Genomic DNA, 14,414 nt, shown 5'->3' on the forward strand with positions numbered 1-14,414 from the left:
TATATTTTTTAGAATAATTGTAAAAATTTTAGCCGATTTTTACAGAATAGAGGTTAAAATAATGAGTTGCTCCAAACTAGAGGATTTATATTATATTTGTAAACTAATCTTTGACGTACATAAAACACCTGTCTATTTTCTTAATAACAAAGGAGATTTAGTATTTGAAATCTCTTCCAATATTCAGCATAACCCTATGTATTCTTCAAAAGAGGCGATACTTAATGAACTATTTAAGGAACAGCCTCACTTTACTTTTCCGTCATTAGAAGAGACAGCCTTTCTTGAAAATTTTTTCGCAATTAATCTACGTTTGAACGACCAAATTAGTGGGAATATCATTGTTGGACCCGTCCTTTATTCCAGGCTATCAGAAACATCAATTAAAGGTATCGTTAATGATCTTCAACTAAAAATAGATAAAGAAGAAATGATTCGATATTATCGTTCTCTATCCATATTAAATAATTTGAGTTTTTTAAATATAAGTTTAGTGCTTTATTACATGCTGTATCAAAAACAGTTGAACATAGCAGATGTTCTGCAAAAAAACATGCTTGTAAAAAAGGTGGAATTTAAAATTGAACAGCCCGAAATACATATATCGGAGCAACGTCAAAGTACATTAACTCATATCGATCCACTAGTTGAAAGGAAAATATTTGAGTGTATTAAGCAAGGGAAAAAGGATGATTTAATTAAAAATCTAAGGAGATTACCTGAATCAGGAGAGCTTGGGGTGTTATCAAAGACAAGTCACCTGCGAAGCCAAAAAAATTCTGCCATTGCAGCTATTACACTTGCAACTAGATCTGCTATAGAAGGAGGACTTTTCCCTGAAATCGCATATACTCTTAGTGATTTATTTATACAAAAACTCGAAGAAATACATAAAAATGAAGCCATTTCCCCTTTTTTGGAGAATGCTTTACTTGAGTTTGCAGAACGTGTCAAAAACGGGACTATAAAAAAACATTCCAAACCTATAAACGAATGCCAAAATTATATATTTACTCATCTTTATGGTGATATTACACTAACTATCCTTGCAGAAATAGTCACATTAAACCCTAGTTATCTATCTTCTCTTTTCAAAAAAGAAGTTGGAATTTCTCTAAATGAATATATTCAGCGTGCCAAAGTAGATGAGTCAAAAAAGTTAATGACTTATACGAGACATTCTATATCCGAAATTTCTACATTATTAAATTTTCACGACCAGAGTCATTTTACAAAGATCTTTAAAAAACATACTGGTATTTCACCTAAACAATATAAAAATAGATGTTTTTAATGTTTATCCTACTATAAAGAGCAGTCTTCCCTCATTCGACCATTAGAATTATTTATTTGCTTTACAAAATCCCCTCGACTTATGTTGAGGGGATTTTACTTATTAATGTAATATACGTTTTTCTTTTTCTTTTTCTTTTAGTTTCTTCTTATATCTCCTAATGTATGAGTAACCTTATTTTCGTCCAGAAAATTCAAATTCAATTTATGAATTGTTTGTCATTCCATATACAAGCCCTGAAATATATGGAATTAACCAAATGAACCACACAATTACACTAAATGTGTGAAACTTTGCAATCATTTTTATATCCTTTTTCTTCAAAACTACAGTAGCCCACACAGCATGAAATAGCATAAGTAAAATTGCTGATAAACCCGTTATGCCATGAAAGCTTAATAGAGAACCTTCTGAAGCCATTTTCTCCATTAATGTAGTACCAATCGTATCGCATGCTAATCCAACCCAAAATATAACCACATGCCAAGGTTTTAATGTCTTTTGAATCTTTTCACTCCAAACCCCAACTGAATAAAAAATAAGTGCTGCCGTAATAAATGTAATAGCTGATGCTAGCACATCAATCACCCCTTTACAAAATTTCTCTTACTATTACAAGATTTATATTATCTAAGAATTATGAACAGAGTATGAATGGGGCATTATCCTTCCAAATATATATCGGATTTTCATTCGTATTTTAAGGTGTATCCTTAGCATTTCTGAAAAAAATGGCTAAACAACAACGCTAAGCAAAAAATACAATAACGACGATATTGTTGCTTACAAAATTACATATAGGGAGTTAGCTGCATCGACAGGCATGCCGAAGAATCATTACCTAACACAAACAGCACACCTGAATGATTGAGTCAGGTTAAAAAAAATAAATTAGGGACAGTCATAACTGCCCCTAATTATTAAATAGAAAAAATCCTATTCGAAGTTTTTATTGCCTATAAAGTTAGCCCGCCATCTACAAGAACAATTGAACCAGACATATAGCTTGCCTTATCTGATGCTAAGTAAGCAACCATTTCAGCGAGTTCTTTCGGATCAGCATAACGCCCCATTCTCATATTGGAAATCTCTTCTGGAATGTATCCACCTTTTGCAAACTGAGCTTCAACACTTGTTGTTAATGCTGTTTTCACACCGCCAGGACAGAGTGCATTAATGCGAATTCCTTTTTTCGTATATTCTAATGCAGCACCCTTGGTTAAGCCTACAACCGCATGTTTGCTTGCAGAATATGCAGCTACACTGTGTTCAGGACGAACCCCTGCAGTAGAAGCAGTATTAATAATTGAGCCACTTCCTTGCTCCTCCATCACTTTTAACACATATTTCATTCCAAGGAAGACCCCTTTTACATTGATAGACATAATGCGGTCAAATTCGGATTCTTCTATTGAAGTGAAAGGTGCGAACTTTTGAATAACACCTGCATTGTTGAAAAATATATCAATACGTCCATATGTTTTGACTGCTTTATTTACATAGTTTTGCACATCTTCAGTTTTCGAGACATCGGCCTGAACAAAGATACCTTCTCCACCTTGGTCTTTCACAAGTTTTAACGTTTCTTCTCCTGTTTCCTGATTGAAATCGACTAATACAACTGTTGCACCGTTTCTAGCAAGTTTCAAACTGCTTGCTCTTCCGATTCCACTTCCTGCACCAGTTATGACAGCAATTTTATTTGATAATTCCATGTTTAACTCCTCCCTACTTATAATTTCTTACATCAATCATTTTATTGCTTGTATAAAAAGAAATATTGTATTATCTTACGAATAATAGTATTTATTTAAGTATTACAAAAATATAGCCAATTTCAAAAAAATAAATGGAGTTTATGGAATCGATGGAAATAGTCATAGAAGATTTACAATATATATGTGAGCTTATTTATGAAGCTCATCAAATACCTGTTTATTATGTCAATCAATTTGGTGAGATTGAATACGAATTTTCAAGTAAAGACTTACGGGGACATTCATATTACAGCCAGTTCAAAGAGCAAATCAGTGTCTATACTTATGAAGAGAATCCTAAGGATTTCCCTATTTTCTTTTCGAATTCAAATTTGAACTTTTTCTTTGTCAATCTAAAAAAAACGAACCTATTTTTAGGTACCATTATTTTAGGCCCTACCCTTGATTCACAAATATCTGATGAAAATATTAGTAAGATCCTTGATACTTTTAACGGAAACCTGAATAAAAGGAAACTCATTGAATACTATCGTTCCATCCCCATTATTGATAGTCAACAATTCCTGACGATTAGTCTATTGGTTTATTATTTGATGTACCATAAAAAGCTTGATAAAACGATGGTCATCCAAAACAATAAAGCGCTGACCCTTGATATGATTGAATTAGAGAATCCGGATCTTGAGCTTTCAAAGGGGAGAAGGAATTTCATTTTCCATTCCAATCTTTCATATGAACGAGTTTTGCTTGATTATGTCAAAAAAGGACGGATAAATAAATTAAGGGATATCTTCGATTACTCTATTGTCGGTGAGGCGGAATTAGGGTTATTATCGAAACGAAATCGCCTAAGAAGTGAAAAAAATTTAATGATAACTGGAATTGCTCTTGTTTGCAGAGCGGCCATTGAAGGTGGTTTAAATGATGAAACGGCCTTTACCTTAAATGATTTCTATATTCAACAACTCGAGGAATTAGGAAGCTTAAAAGCAATTTTAAAATTAATGGAAGAAGCCATAATGGATTTTACCAATCGTGTGCACCAATTAAATGAAGAAAAATATTCTGCAACAATTACAGCTTGTCAACATTATATTTATGACCATCTTTATGACAACATCACACTTGATCACCTTGCACAAATGTGTCATTTAAGCCCAAATTACTTATCATCACTTTTTAAAAAAGAGGTTGGTAAACCACTAAGTGAATACATTCAACGGCAACGAGTTGACGAAGCAAAAAAACTATTACTTTTAACAAATTATTCGATTTTAGACATCGGCATGTGGCTGAATTTCAACGACCAAAGTTATTTTATAAAAATCTTTAAAAAATACACTGGTATAACCCCCAGGCAGTTTAGAAATGATCATTTTCCCGATCATACACCGACATAATTATCTATCAATGAAAATTTGAGCAAAATATCAAATAGGGGTACCAGCACATCACTATCAACCTAAGATAAAATTATATCCATAATTCACAGAAAAATGGACGAAAAGACCATCTTGATATTTTAGGTGTCGTTTATCAGTACACTGTATCCAATACCGAGTAGAAAACTGCATAATCTAAAAAACACACCTTATCAAGGTTTATTTGGTATGCGTATTTTTAAAAACAAATAAATAATAATTCAATCATGTAAGTAACAAGGACAGAAGTTTATAGAAAACTCAATCTAGATGGACATGGAGGTACCTCCAGCATTTTTGAAAAAACAACGCTAAGTAAAAAATATAATGAGCTGTCCATATGAACAGCTCATTTACACATAATTATCGTTAGCGGAAGTTATTTACTTGCTAATAAATCTTCTGCGTAACATTTAATCATCATATAGCCTGCGGCACCTAGCTGACCGTACGTATCCGCTTCTTCTTGAGTCGCCTGCCTAAGTACCGAGTATCCTTTCATCAACATGCAATTCTCATCATGAACCAGTTGTGAAGTGAAATAATCTTCTTCAATCCCATCTAACTTTAAAGAACGATAGCCACTTATACAACCATCCAATGCTGTTTCATGAATGGTTTTAATGTGAACATTCAGTTGTATTAATGTTTTACACCCTTTTAAATCCTCAGCTATAGGTGGACTATCCCCGACCAAATCCATCAAGCCTGCTAAAAATCCCCTTCTACTATTTGGTTCCATTTCAATTACCCTGCCACAAACAAATTTCCTGTTATCTAAAGGAATAGCCCAAATATGTTTTCGATTTATGAATATTACTCTCTATCCTTTTTACTTTGGGCTTAACCTACCTTGTTAGATTAATAGACCTATTACTCTATAAAGTGAAACTTTAATCAACCCGACTCTCACCTAACTTTCGTGCTCCAGCCGAATTTTGAGGTGGGAGTTTTACTACCCACAAATAGCAGGATACTTTTTTCATCCACGAATCACGTATTTTAGTCCCATTGATCCCCTTACGTGTAGTTTTTGCGTACTGATACCAATTTCTGCTCCGAATCCGAATTCCAATCCATCAGTAAAACGAGTTGATGCATTATGATACAGTGCAGCAGCATCAACAGATGTGAAAAACTTTCAATTCCACCTGCTTGTTTGCTATGTATTAAGTTCTTTTTAGTATTTAAAAATAATATGAATTAATCCCTAACATCATTTACATTCTTCATAACTTATCGTTGTAATCTAAATTAGGAAGAATAGGAGCTTTTTTATATACAAATAATAACTCTCAAGGAGTTGTTGAGATGCATTTCATATTAAATATGTTAGGAATTTTCGTTGTAATATTAATCGTTTTCCTATGTTCGCCTAATAAAAGAAAAATAAAATGGAGACCAATCGTTATTCTAATAATATTGGAGCTTTTTATTACGTGGTTTATGTTAGGCACCAAATTGGGCAGTATTATCATTAATAAAATTGCGTCATTTTTCAGTTGGCTACTTTCATGTGCAAACGAAGGTATTCGATTTGCATTTCCTTCAGCTATGGAAAATCAAACAGTTGATTTCTTCTTTAGCGCATTACTACCTATCATTTTTGTTATCACTTTTTTTGATATCCTTTCGTATTTTGGAATCTTAACTTGGATTATTGATAAAGTTGGTGCAATCATTTCAAAGATTTCTCGTTTACCAAAGTTAGAAAGCTTTTTTTCCATTCAAATGATGTTTTTAGGAAATACGGAAGCACTTGCAGTTGTTCGTGATCAATTATCTGTTTTAAAAGAAAATCGTTTGTTGACTTTTGGAATTATGAGTATGAGTAGTGTCAGCGGATCCATTCTTGGTGCTTATCTATCAATGGTTCCAGCAACATATATTTTCAGCGCTATTCCTTTAAACTGTATTAACGCATTAATTTTAGCCAATGTTTTAAATCCTATTGAAGTTACTAAAGAAGAAGATGTTATTTATAAACCTTCAAAAAATGAAAAAAAAGATTTCTTTTCTACTATTTCTAACAGTATGTTAGTCGGAATGAATATGGTTATCGTTATTTTAGCTATGGTAATTGGATATGTAGCTTTAACAGCATGTTTAAATGGGATTTTAAGCTTTTTTGTAGCAGGTTTAACAATTCAAAAAATCTTCTCAATTGTCTTTAGTCCCTTTGCTTTTTTACTCGGTGTATCAGGCAATGATGCTATGTATGTAGCTGAATTAATGGGGATCAAAATAACAACGAATGAATTTGTCGCAATGATGGATTTAAAATCAAACTTAAAGTCTTTACAACCGCATACGATTGCGGTTGCAACTACATTTCTAGCTTCTTTTGCCAACTTTAGTACAGTAGGTATGATTTACGGAACCTACAATTCATTATTTGGCGGAGAAAAATCATCAGTCATCGGTAAAAATGTTTGGAAGCTTCTTGTGAGCGGAATGGCTGTTTCCTTATTAAGTGCTATGCTTGTGGGGCTTTTTGTATGGTAAATGAATATTGACTTCTCTTTAATAACAAAAGACACCCGAATTAAACTGGGTATCTTTTGTTATTATTTCACTTGTTCTTTTATAATTTTCATCCCCGAATCTGTCCATTTCCACGAATCACATATTTTGTGGAAGTCAATGCAGGTAGCCCCATTGGTCCCCTTACGTGTAGCTTTTGTGTACTGATGCCAATTTCTGCTCCGAATCCAAATTCAGATCCATCTGTAAAACGAGTCGATGCATTATGATAAAGTGCCGCGGCATCAACAGAAGTGAAAAATTTGCTGACGTTTTCCTCGTTCTCTGTAATAATCGCTTCGGAATGCTTGGATCCATACGTATTTATATGATGAATCGCTTCTTCCGTAGTGGAAACCACTTTAACTGCCAGTGTGAGAGATAAAAACTCTGTTTCCCAGTCTTCTTCTGAAGCTAATGCAATAGAAGAATCAATTGCCAATGCTTTATTATCACCACGTAGCTCCACGCCTCTTTCCTTCAAGGAAGAAAACAGCTCGCTACCAAATTGCTGCGCCCAATTCTCATGAAGTATAATCGTTTCAATTGCATTACATACAGATGGACGCTGCGTTTTTGCGTTTATAATAATATTAAATGCCATTTGTTTATCCGCTGTTTCATCAATGAAAATATGACAATTCCCCGCACCTGTTTCAAGTACTGGAACAGATGCTTCTCTCACTACAGTATCTATTAACTGCTTGCCGCCTCTTGGGATAAGAACATCCAAGTACTCATTCAATGTAAACAACTGCTTTGCACTATCGCGCGTTATATCTTCTATGAGCTGCACACTTTCTGAAGGCAAGCTTGTTTGTTTGAGCGCCCGGTGAATAACGCTAACGATGGCTTTGTTAGAATGAATAGCAGAAGAACTACCACGTAGTATTACTGCGTTTCCTGTTTTTAAGCAAATTGTAGCCGCATCCACTGTCACATTCGGCCTTGCCTCGTAAATCATTCCGACAACACCAAGTGGTACGCGCATCTCCTGAATAGATAATCCATTTGGTCGTTCCCATGCACTTACACATTCTCCAACAGGATCACGTAAATCAATTAACTGCTTAATACCCTCTGTCATATCAACAATACGCTGTTCATTCAGCATAAGACGATCAAGAAGAGAATCAGAAAATCCTTTTGCCTTACCTTCTTCGATATCCTGTTTGTTTTCCTCTAAAATATAAGCTGTTTCTACTATCAGCTGATCAGCAATCGCAGCAAGTGCTTCGTTTTTTTGATTTGTAGATTTAAGCACAAGTTCTCTAGCAATTTCTTTCGCCTTTTTCCCCTTTGCCAACACTTCATTCATTTTTATTTCCTCCTTTTAAAAAGTTAATAAGTAAAAATTCAAGACCCGTTTATCTCTACCAACTAAGTGTTTCCCGCCTATGGGATTAAAGAATTTGAGCAGTGGACTCTGCCCTCTCTATTCTTAAAATGAAACCCAATTATCCCTATGGATAACTTCATAACTATGTCTTTCCCCTCTTGCTTGAATATCCTGACTCTGCATACCTTTTAGATCCTTTAGTTCCTGTGCACTATATGTGCATTGGCCTTTCCCTATTACGCGTCCTTGTTGTGTAACTACTTCCACGACTTCACCCACTTGGAAAAATCCAGACACATTAGTAACACCAGCAGGAAGGAGACTCTTTCCATGTTGAATGATGGCAGTTGCTGCCCCCGCATCTACTTCAATTTTTCCGCTAACGAGCGAATGCAAGGCGATCCATTGCTTGTTCATCTTAATCACTTTTTGAGGAGCATTCCCGATATATGTTCCATCACCTTTGCCCTTCATAACATCTAAAAACTTCTCCTGTCCACATCCCGTTCCGATAAATACACTCACTCCAAGAGATAGTGCCGTCTTTGCAGCATCGATTTTTGATTTCATACCGCCAGTCCCAAGTTTTGAGCCAGCATCTCCTGCAAGAGAAGCAATTTCTTCCGTTACCTCAGGAAGGAAATGATATTTTTTCGCATCCGCATTTTTCTGAGGATTTTGGTCATATAAACCGTTCACATCTGTAAAAATCATGAGCATATCTGCCGAAACAAGTCCGCTTACTAAAGCTGACAGCATATCATTATCACCGAACGTCAGCTCTTCTAAAGAAATGGAATCATTTTCATTGATTATAGGAAGAGCAGAACGGTTGAGTAGCTCTCCTAAAGTAGCGTAAGCGTTACTGTATTGTTCTTTTCTAGAAAAATCATTTCTCGTTAGTAAAAGTTGTGCAGTAACGATACCATATTTACGGAATTCCTCCGTGTATGCCTGCATTAATAAACTTTGCCCGACAGCGGCAGCAGCCTGTTTCCCTTTAATTGTCACAGGTCTGCTAGGATACCCTAGAGCAGAAAAACCTGCAGCGACGGCCCCGGATGTAATTAGTAAAACTTCATGCCCTTCCTCTTTCAATCGTGCCAATGCGGCAACGTGATCTGAAAGTTGTTCTTTACAGATGCCTCCATGACTCGCTGCCAAGGAACTGCTCCCAATCTTTACAACAATTCTTTGCTTTTTCACTTTTTTATCCCCCAAGTCTAAAATCAAAGTTTTAATAAATTACACTTTTATTTATACAGTTTGCAGCTATGTCTATCCTCATCAATGCTGCACCTATAGTACTAAAGGGCAAAATAAAAATGACCGCTTCGCCCTTAATAAAATAAAAAGGACGAAACGGTCATTGTTCCGCGGTACCACCTTAATTGATATACATAGATATCCACTTGGCGCCTATAACGCAGGCGTACGCCTAAACTTTCATTTAAGACTCAGGGATAGGTTCGATACATTCTATACGAGGAATCTTTCAGCCGGTGAATTCCACTCTCTTTCGCAAGAAGACATATGTACTAATTCCCTTCAACGATTTTCGGTTTAATTTTTTATATTATGCTATATATTTCGTTTTTGTGTCAAGAGGTATTTTGCAAAATGAATATGATGACAAGTTTCTTGTATGAGATTATGGACATACTGGATGATAGTGAAAATTGATATAACTATACTCATATTCATAAACATAAAATCTTTAAATATAATGCGTGTACTTACATAATGTCGAATATAATTTATTTTTATCTTTTGTATTGCAAAAAGGCACATACTCTCTTAAAATGTTTCTTTATATTGCATGGAGATATCATTATTATTTTAGAATAACAGTATCAGACCGATATAATTTATGACAAAAGGAGCCAGATTGAGTTATTATGGACAAACAAATTGGATTCATCGGATGCGGAAATATGGGAATGGCTATGATTGGCGGGATGATAAACAAAAATATAGTGTCTTCAAATAAAATCATTTGTTCAGATTTAAACACTACTAATTTAAAACATGCTAGTGAAAAATATGGGCTAACTACAACAACTGACAACAATGAAGTAGCTAAAAATGCTGATATTTTAATTTTATCAATTAAACCAGACCTATACGCATCAATAATTAACGAAATAAAAGAAGTGATAAAAAACGATGTTATCATCGTAACGATCGCTGCAGGGAAAAGCATTAAAAGTACTGAAGATGCTTTTGATAAAAAGTTGAAGGTTGTACGAGTAATGCCTAATACACCTGCTCTTGTTGGAGAAGGAATGTCTGCGCTATGTCCTAATGAAATGGTGACAGAAAAAGATTTAGAAGATGTATTAATCCTTTTCAATAGTTTTGGTCAAACGGAGATCGTAAGTGAAAAATTAATGGATGTTGTAACATCTGTAAGTGGTTCTTCGCCAGCATATGTATATATGATTATAGAAGCAATGGCAGATGCAGCTGTATTAGATGGTATGCCAAGAAATCAAGCATATAAATTCGCAGCTCAAGCTGTGTTAGGCTCTGCAAAAATGGTACTAGAAACAGGAATGCATCCAGGTGCATTGAAAGATATGGTTTGTTCCCCTGGCGGAACAACTATAGAAGCTGTAGCAACATTAGAGGAAAAAGGCTTACGAACAGCCATCATTTCAGCTATGCAGCGTTGTACGCAAAAGTCTGTTGAACTATCCGGTCAAACTAAAAAGTAACAACTGCAAAAAAGACCAGATTAGCTGAATACACAAATCTTTAAACAGCTTTACACTGTATGTGCATGTGGTTTACATACTCCCCTGTTTCCACTAAAAGATAAACGGACAAATTCATGAATAATTGAGTTTGTCCGTTTTGCATTTTATTATCTTGAAATAATTTCATAACTCTTATTGTTATTTATTTTGTAAGATACTCTTGTTATTACGTTAACATCATTTTCATGTCTATTGAAATATTCTCAGGGACTAAGCATAATATCCATTAAAAAAGGTTGTGGTATCAATCGTCTCAAATTGTTAACATAATAATTTTATCGTCTTCTTATATTAATACCTACTATTTCCTAATCCACCTCCATTACAATTTAAATCATTTAAGTTTTCTCCATATCGTGCATCTACTAGCTAAACAAAAACTCCCCTTAAATCGAAAATGATTAAGGGGAGTCAGTCATATTTGATGAAGTTATAGTTCTGATTTTACTGGAATAGAAACATTGTTTTTCACTAATTTTTTAACGTCTTTAAAGGTAACAAAATTGTTGTTTTGCTCATCCCAAAGACGGAAACGGATTGACCGCAAGCTTGTAGCAAGAGTAATCGTTGGTACATTTTTTAAAGGAAGCGTATTATTGTGTGCCTCTTCTAGTTTATAGTTAGGTACTCTTGGACTTAAATGGTGAACATGATGAAATCCAATATTACCAGTTAGAAATTGCAGGATTTTGGGAAGTTTATAAAACGAACTTCCTTCCACTGCCGCTTTCACATATTCCCAATCTTTATCTTCTTCAAAATAAGAATCCTCGAATGTGTGCTGTACGTAAAACAGCCAAATACCTATTGAACCTGCTATTAAGAATATGGAACCGTGTACTAAAAGAAACGATTGCCATCCGAGTGCCCAGCAAAGTAACCCTACTAAAGCAACGATTAACACATTCGTCAAATAGGTGTTCATGCGTTCCTTCTTTCTAGCACCTTTTCTGTTAAATCTATTTTTAAGTAGGAAAACATAAATCGGGCCTAATCCAAACATAACGAATGGGTTGCGATATAAACGATATGCTAAACGGAGTCTAAATGGCGCTGCCAAATATTCATTCACTGTAAGCGTCCAAATATCTCCTGTACCTCGCTTATCCAAATTACCACTTGTAGCGTGATGAACGGAATGCTCATGCCCCCATTGATCAAATGGGAATAAAGTTAAAACGCCCATACATGTCCCTACTATTCTATTTACACGACGACTTCTAAAAAAAGAATGATGGGTACAATCATGAAAAATAATGAAAACCCGTGTCATAAATCCAGCGGCTAACAGAGATGGAACTAATGCTAACCAATAAGAAACGGACAAACTTTTATAAGCAAGGTACCATAAGATAATAAATGGCACTACCGTATTGATGATTTGCCAAACACTTTTTTTTGCCGTTGATTTTTCAAAAGGAGCAACTTGTTTTTTTAAATTTTTAGTATTTTGTAATGTCATTTTTTCTAATTCCTTTCCTTTATGTTGCTAATTCGTATTATAACACATTATTAGTAGTAGGTGTTATACGCAGGTATAATAAATATTTTATACTATGAAAATCTCTTTTTTCTTACTCATTCCTTACAAATTGCTTACGTCCAGAATAGCTTCTATTATAGGATAGAAGGAGCATTTGTGCCGGAAATTTCGAATTTTTTCCCAATAAATATATTAATTAAAAAGAAACACAGAGGTTTTTTCACTTCTGTACTGCATTCCCTAATTAGACCCGACACGGATTCTTGTCGTATTAGCTCATTCAAGGTGATGCAATTTTTTTACAAGCGATACATCTTTTTTATCATATAGGTCGCTTTAACGCCACTCAATATAGAGGTTGCTGTTTCAAATGACTCGAACCTTAACATAGGAGTAGCATAACACATCCATCAACTTAAGAATTTTCTCAGTTTGGATTATTTGTTTTTCTCAGCTTGATTGTGACAGGGCACTACCAACAAAAAGCGATTTTCGTACGCTAAGCGATCTTCTATATAAAAAAGCCGATTTCCTGTAATCTAAAGGATAATCGGCCGTGTTACTATTCATTTATTTGTAGTAGTTGAAGAAATTCTAAAGGTATAATCATATTAATTATTATTTATAAAGTGAAACTTTAATCAGAGGGGATTTTTTCCATCCCCTCTGATTATTAGTTGAACCAATCGGGCTTTTACGGGCAGTTATCTCCCAACTAACTTCCTCGTATTCACCGAATTTTGAGGTGAGAGTTTACTGCCCGTTAATGCGTGATAAAACAATTCGCTTCTCAGTTTTAGAATCGAAATAATGAACTTTTTCCATGTTTAAACCTAGCTCTATATTTGATTGACTTTGCACATCTAAAGATGTGTCCACACGTGCAACAAAGGATTGGCCATTAATGTTAGAATATAGATATGTTTCTGCCCCCATTAATTCTGCTACATCAATCGGTACTGTTACTTTTACGTTATATGGTAAAGCCTCGATTTCTTTTCCATAATAAAAGTCTTCTGGACGTATTCCTATTATGATTTCTTTATTCGTATAGCCCTTATTTCGCAAGCCTTTCATCTTCTCTTCTGGCACTTCAATTTTCCACTTATCAATCATAACTGCATTATCTGTTAATACTCCTTTGAAAAAATTCATTCCAGGAGAACCAATGAATCCGCCGACAAATACATTCTCTGGATTATCATACACTTCTTTCGGTGTACCGACTTGCTGTATAATCCCATCTTTTAGTACAACTAAGCGTGTCGCCATCGTCATAGCTTCAATTTGATCATGCGTGACATATACAGATGTCGTTTGCAGCTGCCTGTGTAATTTTGTAATCTCAGCACGCATTTGAACGCGCAATTTCGCATCTAAGTTTGATAAAGGCTCGTCCATTAAAAATACTTTTGCATTTCGAACAATCGCTCGGCCTAAGGCAACACGCTGGCGCTGCCCACCTGAAAGTGCTTTTGACTTTCGGCTTAAATACTGCTCAAGTCCAAGAATTTTTGCTGCATGTTGCACACGCTTATCAATTTCTTCTTTACTATACTTTCGTAGTTTTAATCCAAATGCCATGTTTTCATACACACTCATATGCGGATAAAGTGCATAGTTTTGAAATACCATTGCAATATCTCTATCTTTCGGTGTAATATCATTTACACGCTTTCCATCAATATAAAAGTCGCCCTCTGAAATCTCCTCAAGGCCTGCAATCATACGTAATGTTGTAGATTTCCCACACCCTGAAGGGCCAACCAAAACGATAAATTCTCCATCATTTACTTCTAGGTTAAAATCTTTTACGATTGTCACATCATGATCATATTTTTTGTAAATGTTTTTGAATGATAGTTGAGCCATAGTAT

The 14,414-nt window shown here is 34.8% G+C and carries 11 protein-coding genes, 1 pseudogene and 1 other annotated feature; of the genes and pseudogenes, 4 read left to right on the forward strand and 8 right to left on the reverse strand.

The features are described from left to right. Positions 1-61: 61 nt before the first annotated feature. Positions 62-1,294 (forward strand): helix-turn-helix domain-containing protein, encoded by a 1,233-nt coding sequence (locus MKY70_RS15720; RefSeq protein ID WP_341025111.1) that lies wholly within the window; start codon positions 62-64, stop codon positions 1,292-1,294. A gap of 204 nt (positions 1,295-1,498) precedes the next feature. Here MKY70_RS15720 and MKY70_RS15725 read toward each other — a convergent pair whose 3' ends face one another. Then, positions 1,499-1,873 (reverse strand): HsmA family protein, encoded by a 375-nt coding sequence (locus MKY70_RS15725; RefSeq protein WP_215553439.1) that lies wholly within the window; start codon positions 1,871-1,873, stop codon positions 1,499-1,501. Positions 1,874-2,250: 377 nt separating this feature from the next. Further along, entirely contained in the window at positions 2,251-3,009 is a 759-nt protein-coding gene (locus MKY70_RS15730; protein WP_341025114.1) for an SDR family NAD(P)-dependent oxidoreductase, read from the reverse strand. A 152-nt stretch (positions 3,010-3,161) separates the two neighbouring features. On the opposite strand from MKY70_RS15730, the gene MKY70_RS15735 reads away from it, so the two are divergent. Next, positions 3,162-4,412 carry a helix-turn-helix domain-containing protein gene (locus MKY70_RS15735; RefSeq protein ID WP_341025116.1) on the forward strand — a complete coding sequence of 417 codons (1,251 nt, stop codon included), beginning with the start codon at positions 3,162-3,164 and terminating at the stop codon, positions 4,410-4,412. Positions 4,413-4,812: 400 nt separating this feature from the next. On the opposite strand, the gene MKY70_RS15740 is transcribed toward MKY70_RS15735, so the two are convergent. Together MKY70_RS15740 and MKY70_RS15745 are read right to left on the reverse strand one after the other, a co-directional pair. Then, complete coding sequence (locus MKY70_RS15740) at positions 4,813-5,139, reverse strand: hypothetical protein (protein ID WP_341025119.1); 327 nt, start codon at positions 5,137-5,139, stop codon at positions 4,813-4,815. 276 nt (positions 5,140-5,415) lie between these two features. After that, positions 5,416-5,571 (reverse strand): annotated as a pseudogene (locus MKY70_RS15745) (gamma-glutamyl-phosphate reductase); the annotation flags it as partial. 173 nt (positions 5,572-5,744) lie between these two features. Between MKY70_RS15745 and MKY70_RS15750 the strand changes: the two are divergent. Then, the gene (locus MKY70_RS15750) at positions 5,745-6,938 is read left to right on the forward strand and encodes a nucleoside transporter C-terminal domain-containing protein (protein WP_341025123.1); all 1,194 of its coding nucleotides are present in this window, start codon (positions 5,745-5,747) and stop codon (positions 6,936-6,938) included. A gap of 88 nt (positions 6,939-7,026) precedes the next feature. Here the strand turns inward: MKY70_RS15750 and MKY70_RS15755 are convergent, their stop codons facing one another. Next, on the reverse strand, positions 7,027-8,274 hold the full coding sequence (locus MKY70_RS15755) for a glutamate-5-semialdehyde dehydrogenase (protein WP_341025125.1): 1,248 nt from the start codon (positions 8,272-8,274) through the stop codon (positions 7,027-7,029). 123 nt (positions 8,275-8,397) lie between these two features. Continuing rightward, positions 8,398-9,501, reverse strand: a complete 1,104-nt coding sequence (gene proB / locus MKY70_RS15760) for a glutamate 5-kinase (protein ID WP_341025127.1) — start codon at positions 9,499-9,501, stop codon at positions 8,398-8,400. 144 nt (positions 9,502-9,645) lie between these two features. Continuing rightward, positions 9,646-9,856 (reverse strand) — a binding site (T-box leader). Positions 9,857-10,193: 337 nt separating this feature from the next. Between proB and proC the strand changes: the two genes are divergently transcribed. Next, positions 10,194-11,012 (forward strand): pyrroline-5-carboxylate reductase, encoded by an 819-nt coding sequence (gene proC, locus MKY70_RS15765; RefSeq protein WP_063218334.1) that lies wholly within the window; start codon positions 10,194-10,196, stop codon positions 11,010-11,012. A 472-nt stretch (positions 11,013-11,484) separates the two neighbouring features. Here the strand turns inward: proC and MKY70_RS15770 are convergent, their stop codons facing one another. Then, the gene (locus MKY70_RS15770; RefSeq protein ID WP_215553445.1) at positions 11,485-12,516 is read right to left on the reverse strand and encodes a fatty acid desaturase; all 1,032 of its coding nucleotides are present in this window, start codon (positions 12,514-12,516) and stop codon (positions 11,485-11,487) included. Between the two features lie 774 nt (positions 12,517-13,290). Next, positions 13,291-14,409, reverse strand: coding sequence for an ABC transporter ATP-binding protein (locus tag MKY70_RS15775; RefSeq protein ID WP_341025130.1), 1,119 nt, complete (start codon positions 14,407-14,409; stop codon positions 13,291-13,293). Positions 14,410-14,414: the final 5 nt, after the last annotated feature.

Source organism: Bacillus sp. FSL R9-9492 (genome assembly GCF_038007365.1).
GTDB lineage: Bacteria > Bacillota > Bacilli > Bacillales > Bacillaceae_G > Bacillus_A > Bacillus_A mycoides.